Here is a 26,222-nt window from a genome sequence, read left to right on the forward strand (position 1 = left end):
CTAGAGGCTTACGGATTTCGTATCTAAGGTTCGAGAGTCAAGTGGAGTCAAAGTTGAGAGAAAGCCACGACATGCGAAATCTTTAGTAAGGCCTGCGCTTCGGAGAATTTCCTCTTCAATTTTAGAGCTTGCTCCTCTAATCTCAGATAGGTATGCAACTTTATAGCCGTCAGTCACATCTACAGTTTTACCTCTGCCGTCATGATTGCAGAGAACCTTGATATAGAATGCCCCTACGCCTGCGCGCTCAGCGATAGACATGAAGCTGGCTCTCATGATCTTACGCTGAAGATGATCTCCATCTCCAACTCGCTTTGATATGCGCTTGAGGAAATCTCGGACATTAGACTCACTGACTTTATCCTGCGTAACCCCAGGGAAGACATACTCGCCAGAAGAGTGCTTCATCGCATATAAAAGCTGGCAGTAAGCCGAGTCGTTCAGAACCAGATGGAATTCATGTCCATTTTTCAGGGTGTCATTCTCGTTACCTTTATTTCTCTTTGGAAAAATAATGGCGCGTGTTTTATGACACACATAAGAGCGTCGGATCTTGTTGATCTCACCTGGCCTTACTCCGGTGAACAGCATGAAAAGAACCGCAGCCGATACGGGTTTAAATGAAGTTGGCACGTCTCTCAATGGTGGCGTATCAGCAACATCGATACAGCCCTTAATAAAACCATCAAGGTCATGTGGGTTAATGCGAATCTTATCGCGATTAGACTCGTGCCATCCTCCAGTATGCTTCATGATATCGACAGGGTTATACTTGTAGATTGGATCACCCAAATCGTTTTTATACCAAACAATTGAGAACGAGAAAATCCCCCTCAGCAAACCTACTGCTTTATTTGCAGATCTTTCTCTAGGGGGTGTAACTTTTCCGCTTGGCCTGGTCGCCGGCAGAGTAGTTTCCTCGTGTAAATTAGAAACGTCATCGCTTGTTATGCTTGCAATTGCCCTAGAACCATATTTCGGCTTGATATAGTTATTATAGGTTCGCGTGTAATCATCAATCGTTGTTTGAGTGATCTTGTTATTTTTACGTCGAAGTAAGTTTTCGAAAGCCATGTCAAGCGTGAGGCTATCCCTCAGAGACTTAGCTTCTTTGGCTTCCAAAATTACATCAAGGTTCGCGTAGGTCTTTGTGGCCAACTCCCTCACAGATGGCAACTTTGTTGTCTTCACATCAAATGGTTCAAGCTTAATTCTGTGGTCTTTACCTTTGATTTTGCGAACAACAAAAAATGTCTTACCACCAGCCTTAGTAACACGGAGGGCGAGGCCTTTGACCATAATGTCATATACCAACATGTCTGACTTGTCATCGGGACATACAAGGGCTTCTAGTGAAGCCTTATTAAAAATGAATTTTTGAGCGGCCACGGGGGTTCCTTAGATTCGTCTTAACCTGTTGATTTGCTCTGTCTTTTCGTGTCTAATCGTTGGCCTGCTACCCACCGCCCTGATGGTGAAATTGGTAGACACACCGCACTTAAAATGCGTCGTCCTTACGGATGTGCCGGTTCGACTCCGGCTCGGGGCACCATCTTCAGATTCACCCCTTCGTTCCACACCCTTGACTTCAGCCACCCATCATCTGCGTCTAACGTCCTTGCGATGATTTTTGGCTGCCCTGTGTCTATTTTTTAACCAATTCCCTCATCGATAACGCCTGGTAGCTCTTGGGAGCTGCTTGGTAGCTGCGGCTGAAAGCTCCCAATTTCTGGAGCATTCCGAGCTCAGCTCTCGACATCCCTTGCTGACCCGGCAAGAGTCACTCTAAGTGCCTGATTTGACAAGTTTTTCAGCCCAGAAACACGGCTCAAAGCTGAGCTCAGCTCTCGACTGCTCTCCGGAAGCGATGTAGGGCAGAGTGACTTAAAATCCCCCGCTCGTAAGGGCGTGCCGGTTCGATTCCGGCTTCGGGCACCATGAATATCAAGGGCTTGCGTGAGATTTCTCATGCAGGCCCTTATCTTTTGCGCTCCGCAGTTTTAGAGTCTGCTCCGTAACTCACTTGGTCGGGGTGACTTTTTTACCGATCCTTTTCCGGATGTAATTCTCCGTCATCACTACGGTTCTGTGCCCGAGCTGATCCTTGGCCCGCATAATGTCTCCGCTGGATTCTGCTTTGTCGGTACCGGCCTTGGCACGAAAATCGCGCATCAGGAATCCGCTTTATCCACTCCTGCGGCCTCGTGCGCTGCGTCAAACCTCCCTCGCAACATGCTGCTGGTCATTGGCTGGCCGTTGTCCATGACAATCAGTCTGGCGGTCCGGATTCTGTGTCCCGCCTTCCTGGCAAGGATTCGATCAATCACGACCTTCAGTTCCCCTACAATCACAATCCGTCTTTTCGCTCCGACGCCACGGGCGAGTGAAATTGACGAGTTGCTGCCGCATAGATGGACGCCCGTTTAACCACGCAAAGTGTGTTGGGCGGACGCTTGTACTACAAAACCGCTGGTCAGTTTTCAATGCAATCCAATAGGCAAGAGACTATTTTTTGTGATCGGGTCGGTCAGTAACGGGAGGTATTAAGAAGTAATTGAAGCGATAATTTGAGCTGGACCAAATGACGTTGATTTCAGGATGGAGCTTGATTAAGGCGCGGTGCATCGTTCAGGCGATGCGTATCCAGACTTCTAGTCTGCAACGCAAAACCCGCCACCTTTAGCTTGTTAAGGAGAACACAAATGGCAATCAGCGAAGTACTCGAAACACCAGATAAGACGGCTCTAGTCGAAGCTGAGGTGTACCGTTGGTATAAACTCTTCTTTCCGTGGTCACGCGGCGTGTCTTCCAAGTCGGAAGGTGCCATCAAGCCCTTGTACGATGCGTTGGCGAGCGAGTTCCGAGTGGTGCTCACGGATGGTCAAATCATGGGGCGGACTGACTACTGGGAGCGACTCTGGGACCTTTACGGGACGCGTGCTGGAAGCCCCGAATCGCACATCATCAATCTCTCGATCACACCCCTTCCAGGGGACTTCTTCCTGACGGTATTCGATCTCGTCAAGGACGGAATTACCAAGAAAAAAATCGATTCGGCGCTCATGCGCGTCGATCACACCTCCCCATCGGGAATCTCGTGGATTTACGTCCACGAAAGCGAGCACGAGAGGTCGTTCACGTGAGTCGCTCAATTCCCATTCGGCACGCCGGGGTCGGTGCACGACTCACAGTATGCCGAGATTCTCATGGAAACCCTGCGCAAGGGCGAGCCGGTAGGCGTGCTTGTCGCCTCTATCATCGAATCGCAGGTCAGGTCCGTGTGTTTGACTCAAGCAGCGGATGTTGCAATTGGGCCGGTTCGAATAAAGCTGTTCCGGGAAGGTGGGCTGAGCGTGTAACGCTTTTGGTTTCTGGCAGTCAGCAAAAAGCCTGGACATTGCCAGGCTTCATTGAAAATCACTCAGCGCGAATAGAGCTTCCTCACTTGCTCCGTGCGTTCGAGAGAGGATCTGCTCTTTCGCCTTTGAACCCAGCTCCAGAAGGCGTGTATGGGGTGAAGAAAGGCTGCAAGTACGCAAACCAGCATGATGATGAAGAGTGAAATCAGCGGGACGCTTTCGTGCGAGAACATGGTGGGTTACTCCTGTATTCACTATGTCGGACACTTGAGGGTAGTCAACTAAGCTCATGTTTGCATGAGCTTTTTTTAAAGATTTGTTCATTTTTAATGACTTGAAACATGCATCTTTAGCTGTTATTCGCGTAGTTTTGCCACTCAGTCATGAGTCAATCGTCAGAGCTGATCCGGCTCGTGCTTGATCGGATCAGCGTCAGGTTATGGCCGATTTCTGCCTATTACGTCTGACAGAAATCGACCAGAACGAGATTAACCTGACTGGGCAACCAAACCTGCGTTGGCACAGGCCGCCATCATTCGTTCGATACCCAACCCAATAGCCGGGTTTAGCGTTTGATCAGGGAGATCTTCGTGCCTTCGATGCTGACCCCGGCCATTAACCCTTGCTGGTCGAAGATAAACGCGTACGCGTCGTCTTTCAGCGTCGAGCTGGACAGGTTCTTCGAAATCCCTTCATCAACCACAACAACAGTTGGCCCTACACCGATTTCCCAACCCTTGGTCTCACTTACATATTTCAAAGCTTTGTCGGTCATCAGAAAAACTACATAGCCATACGACTGAGCGCCTGCCTGCAGCCCCCATGACCCGGTGACGGAGTTGTAATAACCCGCTACTTTCGTGCCCTTCAATAATTCACCTTCGCCATAGCTGCCGCCGAACACAAGGCCCGCTTTGATGATATTGGGGAAGACAAGCACAGCTTTGGCTTTGTGCGAGAGGGTTTCGGCAAAAGGAGTGGCTTTGTAGAGATTTTGCAACGCTTGCCGAGAGCTGGCATTCAGATCTTCGGCGGTGGCTGCACTGGCATTGTTCAGGAGGCTCGCCGATGCCAATGAGGCTGTTGCGAGGAAGATCGATAGGAAGAACCGCATTGATTGAGTCATTTCCGTACTCCGATAAGGGAGCATTGGATGAGAGCAATAGACAGCGCCTGCGTCAGGCAGGAACCGAATCTACTGAAAGTTACCCGGCGCACCCTAAAGTGTGTGAATCGCAAGCTTCGCTCTTGAAGGATGCAGGCCAAAGCCGCTGATCAGTCGCGATGCCGTCAATTGTATTGACCACTGTGTAAGGGCCGGGTTCGTCGTCAGAAGTTGCTTTTGGCCAATAGCAGTTATTCCGTTGTTCAGCTACGCATTGGTTTTTGTTGATTTTGTAATGCCTGGAAGGGAGCAGGTCGGAATTTTGCATAGCGATTACGCTGTGGAGAGCTCAACATAGCGCTGGTAAAGAGGAGCTGGAGATAGGGCGTTTGGCCGGTGGAACGCCGGATGCACCGTGCGCTGCTTGGCGCCGTAAGAAAGTGCCGGTTCAGTTCCGTCTTCGGGCACCCCTATATATCGAAGGCCTGCATGAGGTTTATCATGCAGGCCTTTGTCGTTTCCGTTTCGCTATTTTTGACAGCATGGAGCTTCAGTTTTGATTTCAGTGATGAAAAAATCAGTATTTGTATTCGGCGCATTTTTGGGGCTGAGCTACATTCCGATCTCCGTGGCCGAGGTATTTACCGATCGTGAGCTCGCCGTCAAGGTCATCGCGGGGCAGAGGGCGTGTTCCCACGTGAACCCCGCTGGCAACTATTCCTTTCAGAACTTTATGAATAACCCGGAAATGGAACTGACGGACGAGGTAAAAGCAGAAACACTCACTGCCGAAAAATCGCCGGACTATCAAGAAGAAATACGACTGGCTCAGGAGGAGATGGAGAGTGACGTGACCGGTAGAGCGGCGCTTTCCCTTCTATGCTCGTATTACAACGCGCCCAAGGGATTCAGTTTTTGGCGGGGGTAAGGCCGGCTCTGTGCTGCAGGGTAACTAGATCGGGCCGATCAGATCGGCCCGAGAATGATGGTCTAGACGAATGCCTGGCCGCGAAATCCGCGCGGCAATCTCTGCAGCCCGGTCATGGCGGTCAGCCGCTGAACCCACTCCGCGCGCCAATCATTTGCAGTATGAGTAACCTTGGCTTTACGCGTCGCACGTCGTGCAGCATTGCGTTCGTCTTTGCGCGCGTCCTTGAACGCATCGGTGTTGCGGCAGCTTCTGCATTTGACCTGGGTGAGTACGTTACTCGAAACCAGTTTGGTGCCTGTATGACCGCAGGCAAGATGCCCGCCAACTTTGAAGTGAGTGACCATTGGACCGTCTCCTTCGTGACGTGTGTTCTTTTGACCTCCTGCCGCCGGTGGCGTTCGTTAATGAAATTCAGGGCAAAAAAAAGCCCGCATGCGGGCGGGCCAAGGGATTCTTCAAAGGAGTCGGGCCACAGTAGGGCGTGCGTTGTGAACGCTGTGTGAAAGGAATGTCGCAAAAAAAAGCCCAGCATCAGGCTGGGTTGCGGTATGGCAGGAGGCTATCAGGCAGGCAGGGTCTCGGTGACGATGTTGTCGCCGTTCATGCTTCCTGAGTCAGGCCTGTCCTTGAGTCGGGGTGTCCGGTTGAACTATCTGAACCGTGGCAGCGGCGGTTCGACAGGGCGCAGCGAAGACAGCGTGCTGCGAATCAGCGGCGCATCTTTTTCGATGTCGTTCAGCCGGTCACGAATTTTCAGGGCCGTCGGGTGCCCGCCTTGATGATCGACCCAGTCGGCAATTTCCTTGCAAGCGGCCGCGAGGCGAGCCTGACGAGAGTCAAGCAGGGTGAGCAGGGTGGTGATGGACTCTTTTTCGGACATGGCAAACACCTCCTTCGAAGGAATCTGACAAGTGGCAGCAAAAAGCCCGCGGGTGCGAGCTCTCTGCCGATGGGGTCGCTGGTCCTTCAGCTGATTTCAGTATAGACCCGCTAAAAAAAAGTGAACTTATTCAGCTTAGCCGAGCTGTCACTTGTGAGCGGGCATTGAGCTGGAGGCATTCACGTCGGGCATCTTCTTCAAGATCGAAGCCGTCACCGATGAAGCCGCGAGTGCGGGTATCGGCGATGCGGTACCAGACGGCGGCATCAGGTGGCGCGTGGCTGACTTCTCCGGCTCGACGGCCATGGATGATGATTTTGTTGCAACGCTTCACAACGAAAATGTCTTCCATGGCACCACCGCCGCTAATTCGTGTTCAGATCAACTATAGAAGCCCTTTGCAATCGTGCAAAAAATAGGCAGGTCAGTTCGTCGGCTGGCTGCCGGATGGATCGGCGCCAGGTTGTAACTGCCAACAACGTGTGGGTCGGTGCCAGCGCTGCGAGAAAGGCCTGATCGTGGGAAACCGCGATGATCGCTCCGGGGAAGCTCCGTAAGGACTGTTCGAATGCCTCTATGGATTCAAGATCGAGATGATTGGTCGGCTCGTCGAGCAATAACAATTGCGCCGGTATTTTGCGCCAGAGCGCGATGGCGATGGCCGCTTTGAGGCGTTCGCCGCCACTGAGCGAGCCGCTCGGCCGGGTGATTCGCTGCGCATCCAGTTGCAACTGAGCCAGGTGGCTGCGCAATGTACCTTCGGTCAATGGTGTGTCGAGCAGGCCCAGTTGCTCGACGATGGAGTGTTGATCGTCCAGCAAGGCCAGTTGCTGATCAAGAAAAGCACTGGGGACATGGGTGACGCATTGCCCACTGCAGGGCGCATAGGCCCCGGCCAGCATGCGCAAGGTGGATTTGCCGCAGCCATTCGGACCGATGACGGCGATGCGCAGAGGGCCTGCAAGCGACAACGTCAGTCGGGACGCAGACCAGGGCGGCTGTGCATCCACCAGTGTTATGACCTGTCGAGTTGTTGGTACCACGGTGCCTGGCAGATTCACCACCACGCATTCAATCAACCGCGCAAGGCGCTCTTGCCGATTCCATTACGACCGACGATAGCGGTGGGGACGCGGTCGAAACTCAAGCTCAGTGAATCGAAAACAGTCTCGCCATTGGCGAACTGAAAACCCAATTGGTTCAGGGAAACGAGTGCAGGCAGACGCGTGACGTGAGTCATCGGCACCTCCTACGGGAAATATGGCGTCTAAGGCGCGGCGGTGAGCATGTTCTCCAGGTACATCGCCAGTCCGACTTCTTCGGCCCTGAGCCCTTTTCGTACCCGCGGCCGAGGCAATTGGGCCAATGCACCGAGTAGAAACCCATCCACCACCGCCGGGTGGATATAGCACTTGCGGCACACCGCCGGGGTGTTGCCCAACTGCTTGGCGACGTTTTTTACCATCTCCACCACATGCCGCTTGGCGTCGGATTCCGGCTCCCATTGCAGTTCTCGCAATAGCGCCAACGCCAGAGCGCTGCCGGCCCAGGTGCGGTAGTCCTTGGCGGTGAAGTCGGCGCCGGTGAGGGTTTGCAGGTAGGCGTTGACGTCGGAGGAGCTCACGGTGTGGCGCTCGCCGTTTTCGTCCAGGTACTGAAACAGGTTTTGCCCAGGGATTTCCAGGCAGCGCTTGACGATCCTCGCCAGGCGCCGGTCTTTCACGGTGATCTGATGTTCGACGCCGCTTTTGCCGCGAAACTGGAACTTGATTGCGCTGCCATTGACCTCGACATGCCGATTGCGCAGGGTGGTCAGGCCATAGGAACGGTTGTCCCGGGCGTATTGGGTGTTGCCGACGCGGATCAGCGTCGCATCGAGCAGCGTGATAACCGTGGCCATGACCTTTTCGCGGCTGAAGCCAGGCGCTGCCAGCAGGGCTTCCAGTTGTTTGCGCAGTTTCGGCAGGGCCAGGCCAAAATCCCTGAGGCGCGAGTACTTGTCGGCATCGCGCACCTCGCGCCAGCGCACGTGATAGCGGTATTGCTTGCGACCCGGGCATCGCGGCCGGTGGCTTGCAGATGGCCGCGCGGGTCGGCGCTGATCCACACGTCGGTGTAGGCCGGCGGCACTGCCAGGGCGTTGATGCGTTTGATTTCGGCAGAGTCGCTGATGCGTTGACCCGCCGGATCGAAGTAACAGAACTTGCCGCGCAGTTTCTTACGGGTAATGCCGGGCTGAGTGTCATCGACGTAATGCAGGTCGGGCGGCAGCACATCGGTCGGCGCGGTATCGGGCATGGCGGTGGTCCTGGGCAGCAGTTCGAGGGCTTGTACAGCCATTGACCGCGCGCTGTCGCCGTGGTGCCAACGATTTCAGGCCAGTACTGCTACCGCTTTGATCTGGGCCCAAAGTTGCTGGCCGGGATGGATGCCCAGTTGATCGCGGGAGTAGCGGGTGATCCGCGCCAACAGCGGTGTGCCGTCAGCCTCGAGGCGAATCAGCACGTGGGCCGCATTGTCGGCGCCCAGCTCACTGACCACTGTGACTGGCAGACGATTGAGAATGCTGCTGTGTTCGACGCTGTGCAGGCTCAAGCTGACATCACGCGCCTGCACCTTGCAGCGCAAGGCTTTCCCTTCGGTCATTGGCGAATGGGGCACACGAATGCTCAGGGCGGTGTTCGGCAGTTGCAAGGTCAGCAGTTGATAGCCAGCGTCATAGGCACTGACGTGGCCCTGGATCACCACGCCGGCGTCGTCACCCAGTGCCAACGGCAGATCGAGGCGGGCCAGGGTTTCGCCGATCGGGCCGCTGGCCAGGGCCTTGCCTTCACTGAGCAGGACAATATGGTCAGCCAACCGTGCGACTTCATCCTGGGAGTGGCTGACGTAGAGCACCGGAATGTCCAGTTCATCGTGCAGCCGTTGCAAATACGGTAGGATTTCGTTTTTGCGTTGGCTGTCCAGCGCCGCCAGCGGCTCATCCATCAGCAACAGTTTCGGGCTGGTGAGCAGGGCGCGAGCGATGCCGATGCGCTGGCGTTCGCCGCCGGACAGGTGCTGCGCATGCCGGTCCAGCAGATGGCCGATGCCCAGTAGTTCGGTGGCGTGCGCCATATCGACCCGGCGTTGCTGTCTGGGGATACGTTTGAGGCCGAACTCCAGGTTGGCCAACACCGACAGGTGTGCAAATAGGCTTGCCTCTTGAAAGACGTAACCGACCGCTCGTTTATGGGGTGGGACGAAAATCTTCTTGCTGCTGTCTTGCCAGACCTCATCGTTGACCTGGATGAAACCTTCTCCGGCTTGCTCCAGGCCGGCAATGCAGCGCAGGCAGGTGGTTTTGCCCGAGCCGGAGTGGCCGAACAGTGCCGTGACGCCACGGCCAGGCAATTGCAGATCCACATCCAGGGCGAACCCCGAATAACTCAATTTCAGGCGTGTTTGAATCATCGATCAGCTCCAGCCCGCTTTGGTTTTACGGCTGGAGTAGAGCGCCAGCAACACCAGGAAAGAGAACACCAGCATCGCCCCGGCCAGCCAATGGGCCTGGGCGTATTCCATGGCTTCGACGTGATCGTAGATCTGCACCGAGACCACGCGGGTCTTGCCTGGAATATTGCCGCCGATCATCAGCACCACGCCGAATTCGCCGACCGTATGGGCGAAGCCGAGAATGGCGGCGGTGATGAAACCAGGACGGGCCAGCGGCAGGATCACGCTAAAAAATGTGTCCCACGGATTGGCGCGCAAGGTTGCCGCGACTTCCAGCGGGCGAGTGCCGATGGCCGAAAAGGCGTTTTGCAGCGGTTGCACCACAAACGGCATCGAATACAACACCGAGCCGATCACCAACCCTGCAAAACTGAAAGTGAGGGTGCCCAGCCCCAGTGATTGGGTGAACTGACCGACGAAGCCGTGCGGCCCGAGCACCAGTAACAGATAAAAGCCAATCACTGTGGGTGGCAGCACCAGGGGCAGGGCGACGATCGCCCCGACCGGGCCGCGCAACCAGGAACGGGTGCGCGACAGCCATAACGCAATCGGAGTACCGATAACCAGGAGGATGACGGTCGTCAGCGACGCCAGTTTCAGGGTCAGCCAGATCGCGGAAAAATCGGCACTCGATAGCGTCATTTAGAGTTGGTAACCGTAGGACTTGATGACAGCAGCGGCTTTCGGACCCTTGAGGTATTCAACCAGTGCCTTGGCGGCCGGGTTGTCTTTGCCTTTGTTGAGGATCACCGCGTCTTGTTTGATCGGGTCGTGCATGCTCGCCGGAACGATCCAGGCCGAACCGCTGGTGACTTTGCCGTCTTTGTAGATCTGCGACAAGGCCACGAAGCCCAGTTCTGCGTTGCCGGTGGAGACAAACTGGTAAGCCTGGGTGATGTTCTGGCCCTCGACGATCTTGTCTTTAACCTTGTCGGTCAGGCCTTCTTTGGCCAGCACCTGAGTCGCAGCCAGGCCATACGGCGCGGCTTTCGGGTTAGCGATGGACAGGTGCTGATATTGGTTTTTCTTCAGCACGTCGCCCTTGGCATCGACGTAACCGTCCTTGGCCGACCACAGCGCCAGGGTGCCGATGGCGTAGGTGAAACGCGAACCTTTGACGGTGTCGCCTTCGGTTTCGAGTTTTTGCGGTGTGGTGTCGTCTGCCGAGAGGAACACCTCGAACGGCGCGCCATTTTTGATCTGGGTGTAGAACTGACCGGTCGCGCCATAGGCGGCTACCAGTTTGTGCCCGGTGTCTTTTTCGAAATCGGCGGCGATCGCCTGGATCGGCGCGGTGAAGTTGGCGGCGACAGCCACCTGGACTTCATCCGCCTGGGCCGAGCCGAAAGCGAATACAGCGAGCAGGCTCGCCAGGCAAGTAGGGGCAAAACGTGAGGCACGAATGGTCATGAAACAGCTCCGTGGTAGGCGAGTGCAGTGGGCAGTTTTTATAGGGGGCGAACTGCGCCGATGCGAGGGGTGAAACGCTATATATCGGAATATATAGCGAAATGCCGGTAAACGGAACGTGTGCTACTTGAGGGTATGCACGATCGTTGTAGCCGCTGCCGAGCCTGCGAGGCTGCGTTCGGCCGCGAAGCGGTCGTGAAACCTATATACAAGGTGTAACTGAAACTCCGCTCCGTCTGATTTCACGACCGCTTCGCGGCCGAACGCAGCCTCGCCAGGCTCGGCAGCTGCTACAGCAGGTTAGCGACGAGTCAGTCGGGTCAGGGCTTCTTCAGCCAGACGCTTTGTCAGCTCTTCGGTGGTCAGTTCAACACCCAACCTGAACGCCTGCCCAGCCCACAGGTTGGCGAATTGCGCCGGTTCCTTGGCCCGCAACGGCATCAGTGCACCACCGGCCAATGGAAAAGCTGGCGCCTTGTCGCTCATAGGCCCCAGTTCACGCATCACCCGATTCAGAATTCCCCGAGCCGGGCGCCCGGTAAAGAGATTGGTGACTGCCGTCTCGCTGTCCTTGGCCGTGCGCAACGCCTTGTGGTGGGCCGCGCTGATCCTGGCTTCCGGGGTGAACAAATACGCGGTACCCACCAGAACCGCCGAGGCGCCCAACTGAAACGCTGCGGCAATCCCTCGAGCATCACCAATCCCGCCAGCGGCAATCACCGGCACTTTCACCGCATCGACAATCTGCGGTACCAGTGCAAAAGTGCCCACCTGAGTGCTTAAGTCATTACTGAGAAACATCCCGCGATGGCCGCCCGCCTCGTAACCCATGGCGATGATCGCGTCGCAACCGTGTTGCTCCAGCCAGACCGCTTCTTCAACGTTCGTCGCCGATGACAGAATCTTTGCGCCGGTGGCTTTTACCCGATCCAGTAGCGATTTCTCAGGCAGCCCGAAGTGAAAACTCACGACCGCCGGACGAAATTCCTCGATGACTGCGCAAGCCGCGTCATCGAATGGCGCACGATTGGACACCGGCGTCGGCGCGTCGAAATCGATGCCCAGTTCGCGATAGTACGGCTCCAGCAGGTTTTTCCAGTCCCGGGCCTTTTGCTCATCGGCGGCTGGTGGTTGATGGCAGAAGAAGTTGACGTTGAAGGGGTGCTGACTGTGCTGGCGAATGGTTTTCAGCTCTTCGCGCAACTGCTCGATACTCAACATCGCGGCGGGCATCGAGCCCAGGCCGCCGGCGTTGCTCACGGCAATCACCATTGATGAATCGGTCGCGCCGGCCATGGGCGCCTGAATGATCGGCAGTTCGATCCCGAGCAGGTCAAGGATGCGGGTGTCTGGCCATTGGCTCATTTGAAAGCTTCTCCGACGTCAAAACAGGGCAGGGACGGTAGTGCCGGTTTGTATCAGCAATGATGGCTGCCAGGCCAGTTGGTTTTTCTGCATGGTTAACGTCGGTTTTTCTGAAAGGTCCGAGTCGCAGTTATGCCTTGGGCAGCCAAGGTGCAGCGAGTGCAAGAGCACCATGGCCGCTACGACGGACACAGGCCAGTACCGGCATCCACGCCAGATCAGTCAGGCGACACTGTACTCGGCAAACATCGGCAGCAATTTGTGAGTCGGTCCGCGCAGCAGGCGCACGGCTTTTTCCAGCAGCAAAAAGAACAGCACCAGCGGCAGGATGAACAGCAGCCCCCCGACCACTGTGGTTTTGATAAAAGGAAACATGACAGCCCCTTCAACGGTTATTCAACGGGATTTCAACGACGATGCAGTCCGCCGCCACCTCCTCCGCCAAACGAGCGATTCATGACCTGGGAAGAGTTGTGATAGTTGTTGAAGCGTTCGTTGCCGGCAGAGCGCGCCGCTGATTCTCGGTTGAGGTTCTGAACCTGCTGGGCATTTGCAGGATTGACCCGAGTAGTACCGCCCTTGACCATCGACTGCCAGCCGTCGTCGGTCTTTTTTTAGACGTTACCGTCATGCCCGGCGTAGACATTGTCGCCGATCTTGGCGGCGCTGCCGTTGCGCCCTTGGACACCTTTGTACTGGGTGGTGTTGCCGGTGGTGGGGGCTGGTAAGGCATTGTCAGCTCCATTGACGGGGCGGTTTTTCAGGTATTTCAGGGCCGCGAAAAAGCATAGCCGCCGGTTTCGCAAATGCTCGGTGGATTTAGGGACTGGATGAAAGTCGGGTAGGGCTATGTATTGCTTTGTGTTATTTCAATGACACCACTCCTTCAACGAATCCATTGGAGACAGCGATGTTCAAAGGCATTTTGATCGACAAAGACGACAGCGGTTACCGGGCCACGCTGCAAGAGATCAGCGAGGATCAACTGCCCGAGGGCGACGTGACAGTGCGTGTGGCGTACAGCACGCTGAATTTCAAGGATGGCCTGGCGATCACCGGCAGCAGTCCGGTGGTGCGAAAATTCCCCATGGTGCCGGGGATTGATCTGGCAGGCAGCGTCGAAGTCAGTGAGCACCCGGACTACAAGGTCGGTGACCAGGTCCTGCTCAACGGCTGGGGAGTAGGCGAAGGTCATTGGGGCGGATTGGCGCAGAAAGCGCGACTCAATGGCGACTGGCTGATTCCATTGCCGAAGGCCTTCACGACGGCTCAGGCCATGGCAATCGGCACGGCCGGTTACACGGCGATGCTCAGCATCCTGGCGCTTGAGCACAACGGCGTAACGCCGGAGCAAGGTGAAGTGCTGGTAACCGGCGCCAATGGCGGGGTCGGCAGTTTTGCCATCGCTCTATTAAGCAAGCTTGGCTATCGGGTGGTGGCGTCGACTGGCCGCACTTCGGAGCACGACTACCTCAAACAGTTGGGCGCCAGTGAGATCATTGATCGCGCGACTCTGTCCGAACCGGGTAAACCCTTGGCCAAGGAACGTTGGGCCGCCGTGATCGATTCGGTCGGCAGCCACACCTTGGCCAACGCCTGCGCCAGCACCAAGGCCAATGGCACCGTCGCCGCGTGTGGCCTGGCGCAAGGGATGGATTTTCCGGCCTCCGTTGCCCCGTTCATTTTGCGCGGTGTAACCCTCGCCGGGATCAATAGTGTGACCCAGCCTAAAGCCAAGCGGGTTCTGGCCTGGAATCGCCTGGCCGAGGACCTGGACTTCGCCTTGTTGCCGCTGATCAGCCACGAAATCGGCTTGAGTGACGCGATCGAAGCGGCGCCGCGATTGCTCGCCGGGCAGTTGCGGGGAAGGGTTGTCGTCGACGTTAATCGCTGACAATGTAGGCGCCGTTGCGGCTCGTCAAAGCCGCAAATCTCAATCAAAGGAGTGGCGCGGCAATGGAAGTGGAACAGGTTTATGTGGATCAATTCAGCGTTTCGGGGCTGAAGGTGCGCACCCGCAATAACGCCGAGCAAACCGCTGAAACGGCGAAGATCGGGCCAATGTGGGGGCGCTTCTTCAGCGAAGGATTGATTGATCGTATTGCGCCGCAGCAACCCGCCTCGCCGGCCTACGGCGTGTATTCCGGGTACGAATCCGATGCCTCGGGCGAGTTTGATGTTACAGCCGGGATGGCTGTCCAGACTCCCGCGCCAGATTACGAGACGATCCGGATCGAACACGGCCAGTATCTGGTGTTCGCGGGTAAGGGGCCGATGCCTGATGCGGTTATCGGTGCCTGGCAACAAATCTGGGGCTATTTTGAGGCCAACCCACAGATCAAGCGCCGATTCGCCACCGACTTTGAGGCTTACACCGCCCCGGAAACCGTGGCGGTGTACATCGGCATCGCCTAAAGCAGCGCTTCACGATCCAGCAACTGCCGCTTGCGCTCCACGCCCCAGCGATAGCCCGACAGGTTGCCGTCGCTGCGTACCACTCGGTGACACGGGATCGCCACTGCAAGGCTGTTCGCACCGCAGGCCTGGGCCACGGCGCGCACTGCTTTTGGCGAGCCGATGCGCTGCGCGATGTCGGCGTAACTGGCGGTGCTGCCGACGGGAATCTCGCCCAAGGCTTGCCAGACACGCTCCTGAAACGCCGTACCACGCACGTCCAGCGGCAAGTCCAGGCCGATGGCCGGCGCTTCGATGAAACCGACAACCTGGGCGATCAGTTGCTCAAACCCCGGATCGGCGCCAATCAGGTTGGCCCGGCGAAACTTGTCCTGCAGATCGCACACCAATTGGTGCGGGTCGTCACCCAGCAGAATTGCGCAGACACCCCGATCACTTTGCGCCACCAGAATCGCTCCGAGGGAGCACTGGCCGACGGCAAAACGAATATCGTTGTTCTGGCCTTCGGCGCGGTAGTCGCCGGGCTTCATGCCCAGTAATTGATCGGCGGCTTCGTAGAAGCGGCTGTTGGAATTGAAGCCCGCGTCATACAAGGCGTCAGTCACCGAGCCGCCATCGCTCAAACGCTCGCGAACCCGACGTGAGCGGTGGGCGGTGGCATAGCCCTTGGGCGTCAGGCCGGTAACGGCTTTAAACACGCGATGGAAATGGAAACTGCTCAGGCCTGCGGCGTCGGCCAGTTCACTCAGTGCAGGCAGGTTCTCGGCCGATTCGATTTGGCGGCAGGCCGCCGCAACCGTGGCGGCATGTTGGGCGGCGACGTCAGTTTGATCCTTTGCAGTGCGTTTGCTGGGGCGGTAACCCGCTGCCTGGGCCTGCTCGGCCGTTTCGAAGAACTCGACGTTCTGCGGTTTCGGCAAGCGTGCCAGGCTGCTGGGGCGGCAATAGATGCCGGTGGTTTTCACGGCGTAGACAAATTGCCCGTCAGCCGACGGGTCGCGTGCAACAACGGCGGCCCAGCGCGGGTCGTTTTCGGTAACAAGCGTGTTCGAAGAAGTGGTCATGGCTTCATGTCCGTTGACGGGTTTCAAACAGATTAAGCAACCGCTGCGGAGGCGACACTCCGGGTCTTGCGGTCGAATTCGACAGCTTCATCCAGCGACACGAAAGGTGAAATTGATTCGCTGCTCGCCAAGCTGTGGATGCTGCCCGTCCTTGATCGGCAAGACGCCGTGATAACGTAAACGATCGACGCCACCCCAGACCACGATGTCACCGTGAAACAACGGCACCCGCTGGCTCTTGTCGCTGCGTTCGAAACCGCCAAACAAAAAAATCGCCGGCAAGCCCAGGGACACTGAAACGATGGGGGCGGCGTAGGAGCCTTCGTCTTTATCCTGATGCAATGACATCCTGGCTCCTGGAATGTAGCGGTTGATCAGGCAGGAATCTGGCACAAAGTGCGCAAATCCTGCTTCCCGCGCTGCCGTTTGCGCCAGTTCGAAAAACACCTCGGGCATCTCCGGCCAGGGTTGCCCGGTTTGCGGATCATGGCGGGTGTAACGATAGCCGTTGCGGTCGGTGGTCCAGCCTAGCGTGCCGCAACTGCTCAGGGCCACCGACATGGTAAAACCACCGGGCGTGACCATTTGCCGAAACGGCGCGGCCGCCAGAACCTGGGCCAGTGCCGGCAACAGTCGGTCGATCAGGGGCAGGGCAAAACCTCTGAGGACGTAGGACTGTTCACCGATCTGCTGGCGCCGGGGCGGCTGCTCGGGCTCGAGGTCGGCGAATAAATCGTGGGTGGTCGGGGTCATGGGGTCATGGCGCATCGTGAAAGATGATTCCAAGGGTATGCCGTTTTCCGCTGTGCAGGCGACTGACGCCGTGGCGCAGGGTCACGCGGTAATAACCGCGAACGCCTTTGACCGGGCGCTGGTTGACGGCGAAGATCAGTCCGTCGCCTTTCTTCAGGCCAATCACCTGGGGGCGCGACTGCATGCGCGGGCGCTGCTCAGTCAGCACGAATTCGCCGCCGGTAAAGTCGTCATCCGGCTCTGACAGTAGAATCGCCACTTGCAGTGGGAAAACGTGTTCGCCGTAAAGGTCCTGATGCAAGCAGTTGTAGTCCTCTGGCCCATATTGCAGCAACAACGGTGTCGGCCGCTCCTGACCGGCGGCATGGCAACGTTTGAGGAATGCTTCGTGGCTGGCGGGGAAACGGGTCGTCAGGTCCATGTGCTCGTACCAGCGATTGGCGATGGGCACGAGACGCGGGTAGAGCGTGCTGCGCAACCGGGCGACCGTGGCCGGTAACGGGTATTTGAAGTACTTGTACTCTCCGCGCCCGAAACCGTAACGGGCCATCATCACCTGTGAACGGAATGGCTCGTGCGATGGGTAGAGCGCGCTCACGTTGTCGCAAGCCTCGTGGCTCAACAACGAGCGGATGATGGCGCAGCCGTCCTGATCGAGTTGTTGTTCCAGCAGGCGCCAGTCCGGCGCACAAGTGCCGTCGATAGAGAGTGTCGGGAAAGTAGACATGTTCTGGCGCCTTGACCAATGGTGAGGTGGCCAGTCTGGGGCGCGCCGATTGAGCGAACACTCCGGCGCTTGCGGTCGAATGTCAGGCGGGGGAGCAGACGTCCATGTTGCCGCTCCCGATCTCGTTACAGCGCTTTGCTGACGCTGATGTCGCTGATCACGTCTTCGCTTGAACCGTGAATTGCGTCCAGAGCGTTTTTGGCTTCTTCTTCAGTACCCTTTTCAAGCTGGGCAAATTCGAAGCGACGTTCGCCGTTGAGTTTGTATTTGATGACGTACTTGGTCGTTTGGGTCACGGTCATGACTGCCTGTTTGCGTGTATGGGCGCGACTCAGCTCAGTTTTGTGCTGGAGCGGCGGACGATCTTGATCGAGTGGGTCAGGGTTGGCTTGCGCGTTACGCTGATGGCCTTGCGGCTGTTGACCATGTCGATGGTGATGTTCCAGAAACCGGTGCTCGGTGCAGTAATTCGTGCCGGGAAGGTGTCGAACGCTCCGCCGTGGTAAGTGTGACGGCCGCCATTCTTGAAACTGCGGAAGTTGGCGTCGTTCATCAAGCGGATGTTGCAGGTTTGGGAGCACTGGATGACGACAATGTCGTCCTCATTGAGGTGCTCGCGCTGGTGGATAAATTTCATGAGGCGCCTCCAGAAGGGCTTTTTCTACAAAATCAAAACGATAGCAGGGCAATTGGCGCAGTTTATCAGCCCGAACGGGTTATTATCCGGCTGTCGGCGTCGTGTTTGACAATTAAAAACAGTTATTCGGAATTCTATGAGCGATAAAAGCAATGAGCCTCGGAGAAAAACAGCATTTACGCTGTCGGAGGGTCTTTATCGGAGGTTTTGTATGAAATGGGGTGTTCTGGTCCTGCCTTTGGCATTGGCGGTGAATGGTTGTGCAAACGTCGCAGAAATCAACGAGACACTGCCGACCATGAGCGTGATCTCAGGTAAGAAGCCCCATGAATATGCGCAATGCCTGGTCGAAAAGCTGGCGTCCAGCCGTGGCGCCTTGCAGCTTGAGCCGCACAAGGACGGTGTGCGCGTGATCGTACCCGGCAAATTTTCCTCGGGGCCGGCGGCCGTCTTCGATATCGAGGAGCGCTCCAGCGGCAGCAGCATCAAGTTGCATGAACGCATGTCCAACGTGCCAATACGTCCGAAGGATGTACAGGCTGCCGCCAATGTGTGCATTTCCGGCTGATAGACTATCGACAGTCAGCCTGATGCCGCCAAAGCGTTGCTTTGGCGGCATTGTCATTTCTGGAGTCACGCATGAAGCGAGAGCAAGTACGGGAGCGCCATGCAGAGGGTCATATCTCTGCCACCCACGTGATTCAGAATCCGGCGAACTCGGGAGAGTGGATCGTGTTTTTCAAGAAGAGCGCCGGGCGCAGTTATTTTTTGGTGGATGAAAACGATGAAGTCGAATCATTCAGTCGCCTGGACGATTTGATCGAAACCGTGCGCGGCCTCGGGATCAAGTTTGCCGAAATCCACATGTAGGGCAGGGCGCCTTACTTGCAGACCACCACCACGCTGCGATTTTTGAAGTTGCCGACATCCACGCCCAGGGTCTTGTCGCTTTCCTTGGTGGCGGGGCTGCCGTTGGTGCTGACGATCCGGTAGCCGGTGCCAGCACACGAGTCATCGGCTTTTTCGTAGCAGGTGGCCCAGGAGTTGGCTTCTCCGGAACAGTCGATGCTCAGGCCCTGCTCGCCGTTTTTCAGGTAAGTGCTTTCTGATGTGGCGCAGCCAGTCAACGCCAGTACCGCAATCAGTGCCAGAAATTTGTTCATGTCGTTATCGTCGTTAAGGGAGAGGGCTAAACGCTGTGACAGCGCCGGTATCGAAAGGTTATGGCGAGTGGCCAGTCCTGCGAAAATAAACCATAAAAAAGCCCTGCTTCAAGGCAGGGCTGCGTTCGCTTCAGGAACCGTTCAGGGTTTGTCCTTGCCGCGCCGCTTTGGGCCAGCAGGTTGATCCTGCAACACCGATGCCACTTCAATCGCCAACGCTTCGGTCGGGAAAGGTCCGGCGATATTCTCGCCAGCAACGCTGTCTACCCACCATTGGCCGTCTTTCGCCTGATTGATCAGGTACCCGTTGACGCTTTTTGCTACCGACATCTATCTGCCTCGTTGGCTGGTTCAATCGCGCCATGATACCGCCAAATGCACTCAACAGGTGCTGATGGGCGTATGGTGGTGCAGATTCTGCGCCGAGTTGAAGACGGTGCACAATGCCGGGTCTCTGCTATCTATTAATAGGCAACGGAACGACTTGCGGAACTATCCGCCAGAATATTTCTCTATGATGGCATCGGTTAGCCAGTGCGGGGCATTGTAAGGTGCGCGCCGCCTGATTAGACTGCGCCGAAACTCGTACAACACAGCCCTTTCAAGGACTTATATGATCAAGAAATGCTTGTTCCCAGCAGCCGGTTACGGTACTCGCTTCCTGCCAGCGACTAAAGCCATGCCCAAAGAAATGCTGCCGGTGGTAAACAAGCCACTGATCCAGTACGGCGTCGAAGAAGCACTGGACGCAGGCTTGACCGAAATTTCCATCGTGACCGGTCGTGGCAAGCGCGCTCTGGAAGACCACTTCGACATCAGCTATGAGCTGGAAAACCAGATCAAGGGTACGGACAAGGAAAAGTACCTGGTCGGCATCCGTAAACTGCTCGACAACTGCTCGTTCTCCTACACGCGCCAGACTGAAATGAAAGGCTTGGGCCACGCGATTCTGACCGGTCGTCCGCTGATCGGCGACGAACCGTTCGCCGTGGTGCTGGCGGACGACTTGTGCGTCAACCTCGAAGGCGACGGCGTACTGACCCAGATGGTCAAGCTGTACAAGCAGTACCGCTGCTCGATCATTGCAATCCAGGAAGTCGACCCGCAGGAAACCAACAAGTACGGCGTAATTGCTGGCGACCTGATCGGCGATGACCTGTACCGCGTTCGCAACATGGTTGAAAAACCAGCGCCTGAAGATGCACCGTCGAACCTGGCAATCATCGGTCGTTACATCCTGACGCCGGACATCTTCGACCTGATCAAGCAAACCGAGCCAGGCAAGGGCGGCGAGATCCAGATCACCGACGCCCTGATGAAGCAGGCGCAAAACGGTTGCGTGATTGCCTACAAGTTTAAAGGCAAGCGTTTCGACTGCGGTGGTGCTGAAGGCTACATCGAAGCAACCAACTTCTGCTTCGAGAACTTCTACAAGACTGGCAAGGCTTACTGATAGCGCTTGACCCAGTTGTTTCACGTGTGAAAACACGCTGAAGGTGTTCCAGGTAAACGCCCCGACTTGTTCGGGGCGTTTGCTTTTGTGCGGACGACAGGCAAAAAAGGCTATTCACTCCATCAACGCCATCCGTTGACGTGCGCCCAGTCCGTTAATCGCGTGCTTGGGGTTGTGGGTGCCCACCACCGCCAAGGCCATTTTCGCTCTCGTTTTTTCAAGTTATCGAAGTGGGAAGTGCCTGTCATTAAACAGCCACTGCGTGATGTCTCAAAAGGGTCATCCCGTTCGAACGGATACTGAGTGATAGGCTTATCCATCTAGTCTTACAGGCGTTTGAGCCTGTTCAAACTTATATGGCGCCGCGATGACGCGACCGCCTGAAGCTTAGCCTTCGATCGCCACACACTTGCCTGCGATCAAATCCGAGTCGCCAGGCTGGTTGTCAGGTTTTCACGGAATCTGTGATGGTCGCTTTATGTGGCCATTAAATTGTACTGGTTTTGTAGCTATAACTGTTTCAAAAGTTGCTGTTTCTTTTAAGTTGACTGGATAACTCGTGGCTTCAGAGCTGATGTCTTGATATTAAGCTTGATTTGCAAGATGTGTGAATTTATTCCAAGAGCACAATATGAAACAAATAGTCGATTGAACTGCAATGTAAATAAATTATAGAAATGTTCTGTTTTCGAATGGAAGGGATGTTAATTTTTTTCCTACATTGCGGGTAATCTTCTGAGGTCAAAACATGGAGTTCGACGTCATTGTTGTGGGTGCAGGAGCAGTGGGTGGGTCAATCGCGTATGAGTTGTCCGCGCGAGGTTTAAGTGTCTGTCGAGTCGGTGAGACAGATCGTACAAATGCAGCGTCAAAGGCTGTCGGAGCGATGAATGGATGCTTCGGAGAAATAACAAGCGGTCCCACGCAAGATGGAGTGGCTTAAGCCCAGCCCACCGGTTCGTCCTCTGCGGGGGGGTAGACGATAAATGTTGGTGATCAGGATTGCGACCACTTTAGAAGCGACCTGCAGGACGCTTCAAATACGTTGGGTGCGCGTTTGAATTCGAGGGCTGTCGATTACCAGCACATTTTTTCATTACTGAGTTGGCTACATCCTCGCCAAGGAAGTGCGCAGGGTTCGTTTCGCGGGAGTATTGCAAAATGTCTCGTGAATTTTTTGTGGATAGTAAGGAGTTTGGTTAATGGCGTTAATAAGTGAGGTAGCATCACACCGAGCAAAATACAAGCGGTGGTCAGCCCTAAGTGTGCTGATGCTACCAGTATTGCTGGTGACAGTAGACAATACGGTGCTTGGATTCGCATTGCCAAAGATCGCCGAGGCCCTGCGCCCGAGCGCGAGCCAGCAGTTATGGATGATCGATGCCTATTCGCTGGTATTGGCAGGATTGCTGATATCGATGGGCAGTCTGGGAGATCGAATCGGTCATCGCAAGTTGTTACTGGCTGGGTCTTTGGGTTTTGTCAGTGTGTCGGTGTTGACCGCGTATTCCGCGACGGCCGAACAACTAATTGCCGGGCGGGCTTGCATGGGCGTGTTTGGTGCGATGCTGATGCCGTCGACCTTGGCATTGATCCGCTCGGTGTTCGATGATCGAGAGGAGCGCAGGTTCGCCGTCGCGATCTGGGCAACGACATTGACGGTAGGATCAGCACTGGGTCCCTTGGTCGGCGGGGGTTGCTGGAGTTTTTCAGCTGGGAGTCGATTTTCCTGTTGGCGGTACCTGTATTGATTCCACTCCTGGTGCTGGGGCCACTGTTGTTATCCGAATCCGAACGGGGCCATTCAGGCCCGTTGGATCCGCTGAGTATCGTGCAATCGATGGTAGCCCTCAGTGCTATCGTTTACGGCATTAAACACAGCGCCAGTAATGGTGTCGACTGGATGGCGCTGACAGCATTTGTTGTGGGTATGGTCGCTGGGTGGATGTTTGTGCATCGACAGCTACGTTTGCCAGTGCCATTGATGGATCTGAGCCTGTTCCGTAGTGGTACGTTTACCGGTTCCGTCGTGATCAATCTGATGAGTCTCGCGTTCCTCGTCGGTTTTGTATTCTTCACCACGCAGTTCTTGCAGATCGTTCTCCAAATGTCGCCCTTGAGCGCCAGCCTCGTGTTGGTGCCTGGCCAGATCATGGCGATCGTGGCGGGTATGGCGGTAGTACCGGTAGCGCAGCGAGTACAGGTGCATGTGCTGATACCGGTTCTAATGGCGTTTGCAGGAGCGGCGTTTTTGCTGGTCGCGAGCATGGGTAGCAGCCTGGTCGTGCTGGTGGTGGCTTTTGCCTTGCTGAACATTGGCGTGGGCGCGATCGCGACAGTATCCAACGATGTGATTTTGTCGGCTGCACCACCGGCAAAGGCGGGTGCGGCGTCGGCCATTAGCGAAACGGCCTATGAAGTGGGCGTGGTGTTGGGGACGACAGTACTTGGCGGTCTCGTCACGGCCTACTATCGCGGTGCACTGCAGCTTCCGGGGTTTTTGAGCGAGGCGCAGACGATGCTGGCGAGTGAGACGCTAGCGGGAGCTAATTATGTGGCGGCAGATTTGTCAGGTGCTCAAGCAAGAGAGCTGATGACGCAAGCGGGAATGGCATTCGAAGGTGGAATCAGTTTGGTTTCGTGGGTGACGTTCGGCTTGGCACTCATCGCGATTTTGATCGCCTGGCGTACTCTGCGTATATCGAAGACACCGCTTGCAGCGAGGAATTGATCGAAAACGAAGGTCGGGCCGTGTAAGCCTTGTAAAACCTGCACGTCCCGACCCTTTCAGCGCTTATGAGTCGCCGGGCGGCTAGCCAGGTCCCTATGGGGTCTGTTGGGCGGCTTTTTCATTTTCTGGCCCTTATTGTTTGCAGCGCTTGCCCAACGGGCTTCTGCGGGTATGCTGATGGCCTGCCGAGGAGATAGAAATGGCCTACGATTTTGACCTTTATGTGATTGGCGCCGGTTCCGGCGGTGTGCGGGCTGCGCGATTTGCGGCCGGTTTTGGCGCAAAAGTCGCCGTGGCTGAAAGCCGCTATTTGGGTGGCACCTGTGTCAACGTCGGCTGCGTGCCGAAAAAACTGCTGGTCTACGGCGCACACTTTGCCGAAGACTTCGAACAGTCTTCCGGCTTCGGCTGGACGCTTGGCGAGGCGAAGTTCGATTGGGCGACGCTGATCGCCAACAAGGACCGTGAGATCAATCGCCTGAACGGCATCTATCGCAACCTGCTGGTCAACAGCGGTGTGACCTTGCATGAGGGGCACGCCAGGATCCTCGACCCGCATACCGTTGAGATCAATGGCGAACGCCACACCGCTGAACACATCCTGATTGCTACCGGCGGCTGGCCGCAGATCCCGGAGATTCCGGGACACGAACATGCGATCAGCTCGAACCAGGCGTTCTTCCTCAAAGAGCTGCCTAAACGCGTGCTGGTGGTTGGCGGTGGTTACATCGCTGTGGAATTCGCCGGGATCTTCCACGGTTTGGGCGCTGAGACCACGTTGTTGTATCGCGGTGATCTGTTTCTTCGCGGCTTTGACGGCGCGGTGCGCAAGCACTTGCAGGAGGAGCTCACCAAGCGCGGCATGGACTTGCAGTTCAATGCGGACATCGAGCGCATCGAGAAGCAGGCCGATGGCAGCCTGAGAGCCACCCTCAAGGATGGTCGCGAGCTGGAAGCTGATTGCGTGTTCTATGCCACGGGTCGACGTCCGATGCTGGACAATCTCGGGCTGGAGAACACCGGCGTCAAGCTCGACAAGAAAGGTTTCGTCGAAGTGAATGAGCAGTATCAGACCGCTGAGCCGTCGATTCTGGCGTTGGGTGATGTGATCGGTCGCGTGCAACTGACGCCGGTGGCGCTGGCCGAAGGCATGGCCGTGGCGCGTCGTTTGTTCAAGCCTGAGCAGTATCGTCCGGTGGATTACAAGATGATTCCGACGGCTGTGTTCAGCTTGCCGAACATCGGCACCGTCGGTCTGAGCGAGGAAGAGGCCCGGGAAGCCGGGCACGAGGTGGTGATCTATGAAAGTCGTTTCCGGCCGATGAAGCTGACCCTGACCGAATGTCAGGAGCGCACGCTGATGAAGCTGGTGGTGGACGCCAGGACCGACAAGGTTCTGGGCTGTCACATGGTCGGCCCCGACGCTGGTGAGATCGTGCAGGGACTGGCAATTGCCTTGAAGGCGGGTGCCACCAAGCGCGACTTCGACGAAACCATCGGTGTGCATCCAACGGCTGCCGAAGAGTTTGTCACCATGCGTACGCCGGTCGCGAGTTAATCGTCCTTCGCTGTGTCTGGCGCGGTCGCAACGACCGCCGCCAGGCGCACGCTTTCATCCAGGCTGGCCTGGGTCTTCGCCAATTTGATTTCCAGTGACTGATTGATCTGCGACTGCTCGTCGACGTTCTGCTTGAGTGCCTGGCTTTCCAGCAGGGCAATACGCAAGCGTTCCTGCAGGAGGGTGCGTTCACTGTCGACGCGGTTGGCTTGCTCCAACAGTTGATCCTGTCGGCTGTTGGCTTGCTTGAGTTGCTCCTGCAACAGGCTCAACTCTCTTAGTGTTCCGCGGTTTTCGGTCAGCAAGCGTTCGTTGTCGCGGTGCAACTGCGTGATCTCATCCTGGCGGACGAGTGCGCTTTGCTGGGCCTGGCGCAGTTCCATCTGGATCTGTTGCACCTGACCTTCGTGGCGGCGCTGCTCCTGCTCGCGCTGTTCCTTGACCGCATTGCGATAGTGCTCAAGCGCATCGCGGGCGTGCAGGTGTTTTTCTTCGAGGGAGCGGATCTGCTCGTCCTTGTCTTTCAAGCGTAACTCGAAATCGGACAGCGCCTGATTCAGACCGGCGTTGCGGGTCTGCTCGGCCTGCAGCATCGAGCGGGTTTCCAGCAGCGCCTCGGATTCCTGCGTTAGCGCCAGGCTTTGAATCTCGTATTGCTGGTGGAGTTCGGTATTCGCCTCGCGGGCTTCATCGAGCTGTGTTTCCAGCGCTTTTCGCTGGCGATCAAACTGTTCGCGCGCCTGGTCGATTGGTTCTTGCGCCTGTTCTTTCAGGCGCTGCGCCAGGCGCGAAACCAACCCTGCCAGCTCATCATCGATGGGTTCGGACGTCTCTTCAGCACGCTCCATACCGCCATCCAGCTCCTTCAAATAGCGATGAATCGTGGTTTTCGAGCCTGTATTACCCATCTCGATCCGTACTGCGTCGATGCTTGGGTTTTCGCCGCGGGCGAGGATCGCCAAACGTGCCGCTTGCACCACTGCTTTATTTACACCGCCACGAGCCATGAGTTCTCCTACGATTTCGTACTGTGGTACGTAACATCAATTACACATTGTACCATCCTATGTTGAAAGTTAAATCCTTTAGATTGCTGGCGCGGGATATACTGGTATTACCCCGTGTGATGAGTCTTGCGCACGGTTTTCGCCCGCCAAAGCGGTACGTTTTCGAGAG

At 56.2% G+C, this 26,222-nt stretch carries 28 protein-coding genes, 1 tRNA gene and 4 pseudogenes; 11 read left to right on the top strand and 22 right to left on the bottom strand.

Going from position 1 to position 26,222, the window contains the following annotated elements; translation table 11 throughout:
* Positions 1-1,389, bottom strand: coding sequence for a tyrosine-type recombinase/integrase (locus JFV26_RS34545; protein WP_342215485.1), 1,389 nt, complete (start codon positions 1,387-1,389; stop codon positions 1-3).
* Positions 1,390-1,465: 76 nt separating this feature from the next.
* Here JFV26_RS34545 and JFV26_RS27480 point away from each other — a divergent pair.
* Positions 1,466-1,552 (top strand) — tRNA-Leu (locus tag JFV26_RS27480).
* A 467-nt stretch (positions 1,553-2,019) separates the two neighbouring features.
* On the opposite strand, the pseudogene JFV26_RS27485 reads toward JFV26_RS27480, so the two are convergent.
* Positions 2,020-2,366 (bottom strand): annotated as a pseudogene (locus JFV26_RS27485) (tyrosine-type recombinase/integrase); the annotation flags it as partial.
* 336 nt (positions 2,367-2,702) lie between these two features.
* Between JFV26_RS27485 and JFV26_RS27490 the strand changes: the two are divergent.
* Complete coding sequence (locus tag JFV26_RS27490) at positions 2,703-3,143, top strand: hypothetical protein (protein WP_201196736.1); 441 nt, start codon at positions 2,703-2,705, stop codon at positions 3,141-3,143.
* Positions 3,144-3,924: 781 nt separating this feature from the next.
* Here the strand turns inward: JFV26_RS27490 and JFV26_RS27495 are convergent.
* Positions 3,925-4,485 (bottom strand): lipid-binding SYLF domain-containing protein, encoded by a 561-nt coding sequence (locus JFV26_RS27495; protein ID WP_201196738.1) that lies wholly within the window; start codon positions 4,483-4,485, stop codon positions 3,925-3,927.
* A 535-nt stretch (positions 4,486-5,020) separates the two neighbouring features.
* Between JFV26_RS27495 and JFV26_RS27500 the strand changes: the two genes are divergently transcribed.
* Positions 5,021-5,392 carry a hypothetical protein gene (locus tag JFV26_RS27500; RefSeq protein WP_201196740.1) on the top strand — a complete coding sequence of 124 codons (372 nt, stop codon included), beginning with the start codon at positions 5,021-5,023 and terminating at the stop codon, positions 5,390-5,392.
* Positions 5,393-5,454: 62 nt separating this feature from the next.
* Here the strand turns inward: JFV26_RS27500 and JFV26_RS27505 are convergent, their stop codons facing one another.
* The 11 genes and pseudogenes from JFV26_RS27505 to JFV26_RS27555 form a co-directional block, all read right to left on the bottom strand.
* The gene (locus JFV26_RS27505) at positions 5,455-5,739 is read right to left on the bottom strand and encodes a hypothetical protein (protein ID WP_201196741.1); all 285 of its coding nucleotides are present in this window, start codon (positions 5,737-5,739) and stop codon (positions 5,455-5,457) included.
* 305 nt (positions 5,740-6,044) lie between these two features.
* Positions 6,045-6,275: a hypothetical protein gene (locus tag JFV26_RS27510; RefSeq protein ID WP_054050531.1), complete on the bottom strand. Its 231-nt coding sequence runs from the start codon at positions 6,273-6,275 to the stop codon at positions 6,045-6,047.
* A gap of 130 nt (positions 6,276-6,405) precedes the next feature.
* Positions 6,406-6,627, bottom strand: a complete 222-nt coding sequence (locus JFV26_RS27515) for a hypothetical protein (RefSeq protein WP_201196742.1) — start codon at positions 6,625-6,627, stop codon at positions 6,406-6,408.
* A 106-nt stretch (positions 6,628-6,733) separates the two neighbouring features.
* A pseudogene (locus tag JFV26_RS27520) lies at positions 6,734-7,339 on the bottom strand (ATP-binding cassette domain-containing protein); the annotation flags it as partial.
* 11 nt (positions 7,340-7,350) lie between these two features.
* Positions 7,351-7,515 (bottom strand): hypothetical protein, encoded by a 165-nt coding sequence (locus JFV26_RS27525; RefSeq protein ID WP_201196744.1) that lies wholly within the window; start codon positions 7,513-7,515, stop codon positions 7,351-7,353.
* A gap of 27 nt (positions 7,516-7,542) precedes the next feature.
* Positions 7,543-8,573: pseudogene (locus JFV26_RS27530) on the bottom strand (DNA topoisomerase IB).
* Positions 8,574-8,648: 75 nt separating this feature from the next.
* Entirely contained in the window at positions 8,649-9,728 is a 1,080-nt protein-coding gene (modC, locus tag JFV26_RS27535) for a molybdenum ABC transporter ATP-binding protein (RefSeq protein WP_201196745.1), read from the bottom strand.
* A 3-nt stretch (positions 9,729-9,731) separates the two neighbouring features.
* Positions 9,732-10,412: a molybdate ABC transporter permease subunit gene (gene modB / locus JFV26_RS27540; RefSeq protein WP_201196746.1), complete on the bottom strand. Its 681-nt coding sequence runs from the start codon at positions 10,410-10,412 to the stop codon at positions 9,732-9,734.
* Positions 10,413-11,180, bottom strand: coding sequence for a molybdate ABC transporter substrate-binding protein (gene modA / locus JFV26_RS27545; protein WP_242487918.1), 768 nt, complete (start codon positions 11,178-11,180; stop codon positions 10,413-10,415).
* 300 nt (positions 11,181-11,480) lie between these two features.
* Complete coding sequence (locus JFV26_RS27550) at positions 11,481-12,545, bottom strand: NAD(P)H-dependent flavin oxidoreductase (RefSeq protein ID WP_201196747.1); 1,065 nt, start codon at positions 12,543-12,545, stop codon at positions 11,481-11,483.
* Between the two features lie 222 nt (positions 12,546-12,767).
* The gene (locus JFV26_RS27555; RefSeq protein WP_201197024.1) at positions 12,768-12,920 is read right to left on the bottom strand and encodes a hypothetical protein; all 153 of its coding nucleotides are present in this window, start codon (positions 12,918-12,920) and stop codon (positions 12,768-12,770) included.
* 535 nt (positions 12,921-13,455) lie between these two features.
* Between JFV26_RS27555 and acuI the strand changes: the two genes are divergently transcribed.
* Together acuI and JFV26_RS27565 are read left to right on the top strand one after the other, a co-directional pair.
* Positions 13,456-14,439, top strand: a complete 984-nt coding sequence (gene acuI, locus JFV26_RS27560) for an acrylyl-CoA reductase (NADPH) (RefSeq protein WP_201196748.1) — start codon at positions 13,456-13,458, stop codon at positions 14,437-14,439.
* 62 nt (positions 14,440-14,501) lie between these two features.
* Positions 14,502-14,960 carry a GyrI-like domain-containing protein gene (locus JFV26_RS27565; RefSeq protein WP_201196749.1) on the top strand — a complete coding sequence of 153 codons (459 nt, stop codon included), beginning with the start codon at positions 14,502-14,504 and terminating at the stop codon, positions 14,958-14,960.
* Here the strand turns inward: JFV26_RS27565 and ada are convergent.
* From ada to JFV26_RS27590, 5 genes are all read right to left on the bottom strand, one after another.
* Complete coding sequence (gene ada, locus JFV26_RS27570) at positions 14,957-16,024, bottom strand: bifunctional DNA-binding transcriptional regulator/O6-methylguanine-DNA methyltransferase Ada (protein ID WP_201196751.1); 1,068 nt, start codon at positions 16,022-16,024, stop codon at positions 14,957-14,959. The genes JFV26_RS27565 and ada overlap by 4 nt on opposite strands.
* Before the next feature lie 87 nt (positions 16,025-16,111).
* Positions 16,112-16,792: a DNA oxidative demethylase AlkB gene (alkB, locus tag JFV26_RS27575; protein WP_201196753.1), complete on the bottom strand. Its 681-nt coding sequence runs from the start codon at positions 16,790-16,792 to the stop codon at positions 16,112-16,114.
* The gene (locus tag JFV26_RS27580) at positions 16,782-17,504 is read right to left on the bottom strand and encodes a 2OG-Fe(II) oxygenase (RefSeq protein WP_201196754.1); all 723 of its coding nucleotides are present in this window, start codon (positions 17,502-17,504) and stop codon (positions 16,782-16,784) included. The genes alkB and JFV26_RS27580 overlap by 11 nt, the downstream gene beginning before the upstream one ends.
* Before the next feature lie 125 nt (positions 17,505-17,629).
* Positions 17,630-17,806, bottom strand: a complete 177-nt coding sequence (locus JFV26_RS27585) for a hypothetical protein (protein WP_201196756.1) — start codon at positions 17,804-17,806, stop codon at positions 17,630-17,632.
* 29 nt (positions 17,807-17,835) lie between these two features.
* On the bottom strand, positions 17,836-18,141 hold the full coding sequence (locus JFV26_RS27590) for a DUF1883 domain-containing protein (RefSeq protein ID WP_101208500.1): 306 nt from the start codon (positions 18,139-18,141) through the stop codon (positions 17,836-17,838).
* A gap of 211 nt (positions 18,142-18,352) precedes the next feature.
* Between JFV26_RS27590 and JFV26_RS27595 the strand changes: the two genes are divergently transcribed.
* Positions 18,353-18,709, top strand: a complete 357-nt coding sequence (locus JFV26_RS27595; RefSeq protein ID WP_201196758.1) for a hypothetical protein — start codon at positions 18,353-18,355, stop codon at positions 18,707-18,709.
* Positions 18,710-18,780: 71 nt separating this feature from the next.
* The gene (locus JFV26_RS27600; protein WP_054597727.1) at positions 18,781-19,011 is read left to right on the top strand and encodes a hypothetical protein; all 231 of its coding nucleotides are present in this window, start codon (positions 18,781-18,783) and stop codon (positions 19,009-19,011) included.
* A gap of 11 nt (positions 19,012-19,022) precedes the next feature.
* Here the strand turns inward: JFV26_RS27600 and JFV26_RS27605 are convergent, their stop codons facing one another.
* The gene (locus tag JFV26_RS27605) at positions 19,023-19,304 is read right to left on the bottom strand and encodes a hypothetical protein (RefSeq protein WP_201196760.1); all 282 of its coding nucleotides are present in this window, start codon (positions 19,302-19,304) and stop codon (positions 19,023-19,025) included.
* A 141-nt stretch (positions 19,305-19,445) separates the two neighbouring features.
* On the bottom strand, positions 19,446-19,634 hold the full coding sequence (locus tag JFV26_RS27610; protein ID WP_201196761.1) for a hypothetical protein: 189 nt from the start codon (positions 19,632-19,634) through the stop codon (positions 19,446-19,448).
* A 283-nt stretch (positions 19,635-19,917) separates the two neighbouring features.
* Here JFV26_RS27610 and galU point away from each other — a divergent pair, with 283 nt between their 5' ends.
* The 4 genes and pseudogenes from galU to gorA all read left to right on the top strand — a co-directional run bounded on the left by galU (position 19,918) and on the right by gorA (position 25,046).
* Positions 19,918-20,757 (top strand): UTP--glucose-1-phosphate uridylyltransferase GalU, encoded by an 840-nt coding sequence (galU, locus tag JFV26_RS27615; RefSeq protein ID WP_201196763.1) that lies wholly within the window; start codon positions 19,918-19,920, stop codon positions 20,755-20,757.
* Between the two features lie 748 nt (positions 20,758-21,505).
* Complete coding sequence (locus JFV26_RS34550) at positions 21,506-21,700, top strand: FAD-dependent oxidoreductase (RefSeq protein WP_342215486.1); 195 nt, start codon at positions 21,506-21,508, stop codon at positions 21,698-21,700.
* A gap of 328 nt (positions 21,701-22,028) precedes the next feature.
* Positions 22,029-23,488: pseudogene (locus JFV26_RS27620) on the top strand (MFS transporter).
* A gap of 199 nt (positions 23,489-23,687) precedes the next feature.
* The gene (gene gorA, locus JFV26_RS27625; protein WP_201196765.1) at positions 23,688-25,046 is read left to right on the top strand and encodes a glutathione-disulfide reductase; all 1,359 of its coding nucleotides are present in this window, start codon (positions 23,688-23,690) and stop codon (positions 25,044-25,046) included.
* Here gorA and JFV26_RS27630 read toward each other — a convergent pair.
* Positions 25,043-26,053, bottom strand: coding sequence for a DNA-binding protein (locus tag JFV26_RS27630; protein WP_201196767.1), 1,011 nt, complete (start codon positions 26,051-26,053; stop codon positions 25,043-25,045). The genes gorA and JFV26_RS27630 overlap by 4 nt on opposite strands.
* Between the last annotated feature and the right edge of the window lie 169 nt (positions 26,054-26,222).

Origin of the sequence: Pseudomonas sp. TH31 (genome assembly GCF_016650815.1) — a bacterium.
GTDB lineage: Bacteria > Pseudomonadota > Gammaproteobacteria > Pseudomonadales > Pseudomonadaceae > Aquipseudomonas.

Coding starts and splice junctions, on each gene's coding strand:
- JFV26_RS27490 (WP_201196736.1), top strand. CDS start 2,703: ATGGCAATCAGCGAAGTACTCGAAACACCAGATAAGACGGCTCTAGTC.
- JFV26_RS27495 (WP_201196738.1), bottom strand. CDS start 4,485: ATGACTCAATCAATGCGGTTCTTCCTATCGATCTTCCTCGCAACAGCC.
- JFV26_RS27505 (WP_201196741.1), bottom strand. CDS start 5,739: ATGGTCACTCACTTCAAAGTTGGCGGGCATCTTGCCTGCGGTCATACA.
- JFV26_RS27510 (WP_054050531.1), bottom strand. CDS start 6,275: ATGTCCGAAAAAGAGTCCATCACCACCCTGCTCACCCTGCTTGACTCT.
- JFV26_RS27515 (WP_201196742.1), bottom strand. CDS start 6,627: ATGGAAGACATTTTCGTTGTGAAGCGTTGCAACAAAATCATCATCCAT.
- JFV26_RS27525 (WP_201196744.1), bottom strand. CDS start 7,515: ATGACTCACGTCACGCGTCTGCCTGCACTCGTTTCCCTGAACCAATTG.
- modC (WP_201196745.1), bottom strand. CDS start 9,728: ATGATTCAAACACGCCTGAAATTGAGTTATTCGGGGTTCGCCCTGGAT.
- modB (WP_201196746.1), bottom strand. CDS start 10,412: ATGACGCTATCGAGTGCCGATTTTTCCGCGATCTGGCTGACCCTGAAA.
- modA (WP_242487918.1), bottom strand. CDS start 11,180: ATGACCATTCGTGCCTCACGTTTTGCCCCTACTTGCCTGGCGAGCCTG.
- JFV26_RS27550 (WP_201196747.1), bottom strand. CDS start 12,545: ATGAGCCAATGGCCAGACACCCGCATCCTTGACCTGCTCGGGATCGAA.
- JFV26_RS27555 (WP_201197024.1), bottom strand. CDS start 12,920: ATGTTTCCTTTTATCAAAACCACAGTGGTCGGGGGGCTGCTGTTCATC.
- acuI (WP_201196748.1), top strand. CDS start 13,456: ATGTTCAAAGGCATTTTGATCGACAAAGACGACAGCGGTTACCGGGCC.
- JFV26_RS27565 (WP_201196749.1), top strand. CDS start 14,502: ATGGAAGTGGAACAGGTTTATGTGGATCAATTCAGCGTTTCGGGGCTG.
- ada (WP_201196751.1), bottom strand. CDS start 16,024: ATGACCACTTCTTCGAACACGCTTGTTACCGAAAACGACCCGCGCTGG.
- alkB (WP_201196753.1), bottom strand. CDS start 16,792: ATGCGCCATGACCCCATGACCCCGACCACCCACGATTTATTCGCCGAC.
- JFV26_RS27580 (WP_201196754.1), bottom strand. CDS start 17,504: ATGTCTACTTTCCCGACACTCTCTATCGACGGCACTTGTGCGCCGGAC.
- JFV26_RS27585 (WP_201196756.1), bottom strand. CDS start 17,806: ATGACCGTGACCCAAACGACCAAGTACGTCATCAAATACAAACTCAAC.
- JFV26_RS27590 (WP_101208500.1), bottom strand. CDS start 18,141: ATGAAATTTATCCACCAGCGCGAGCACCTCAATGAGGACGACATTGTC.
- JFV26_RS27595 (WP_201196758.1), top strand. CDS start 18,353: ATGAAATGGGGTGTTCTGGTCCTGCCTTTGGCATTGGCGGTGAATGGT.
- JFV26_RS27600 (WP_054597727.1), top strand. CDS start 18,781: ATGAAGCGAGAGCAAGTACGGGAGCGCCATGCAGAGGGTCATATCTCT.
- JFV26_RS27605 (WP_201196760.1), bottom strand. CDS start 19,304: ATGAACAAATTTCTGGCACTGATTGCGGTACTGGCGTTGACTGGCTGC.
- JFV26_RS27610 (WP_201196761.1), bottom strand. CDS start 19,634: ATGTCGGTAGCAAAAAGCGTCAACGGGTACCTGATCAATCAGGCGAAA.
- galU (WP_201196763.1), top strand. CDS start 19,918: ATGATCAAGAAATGCTTGTTCCCAGCAGCCGGTTACGGTACTCGCTTC.
- JFV26_RS34550 (WP_342215486.1), top strand. CDS start 21,506: ATGGAGTTCGACGTCATTGTTGTGGGTGCAGGAGCAGTGGGTGGGTCA.
- gorA (WP_201196765.1), top strand. CDS start 23,688: ATGGCCTACGATTTTGACCTTTATGTGATTGGCGCCGGTTCCGGCGGT.
- JFV26_RS27630 (WP_201196767.1), bottom strand. CDS start 26,053: ATGGCTCGTGGCGGTGTAAATAAAGCAGTGGTGCAAGCGGCACGTTTG.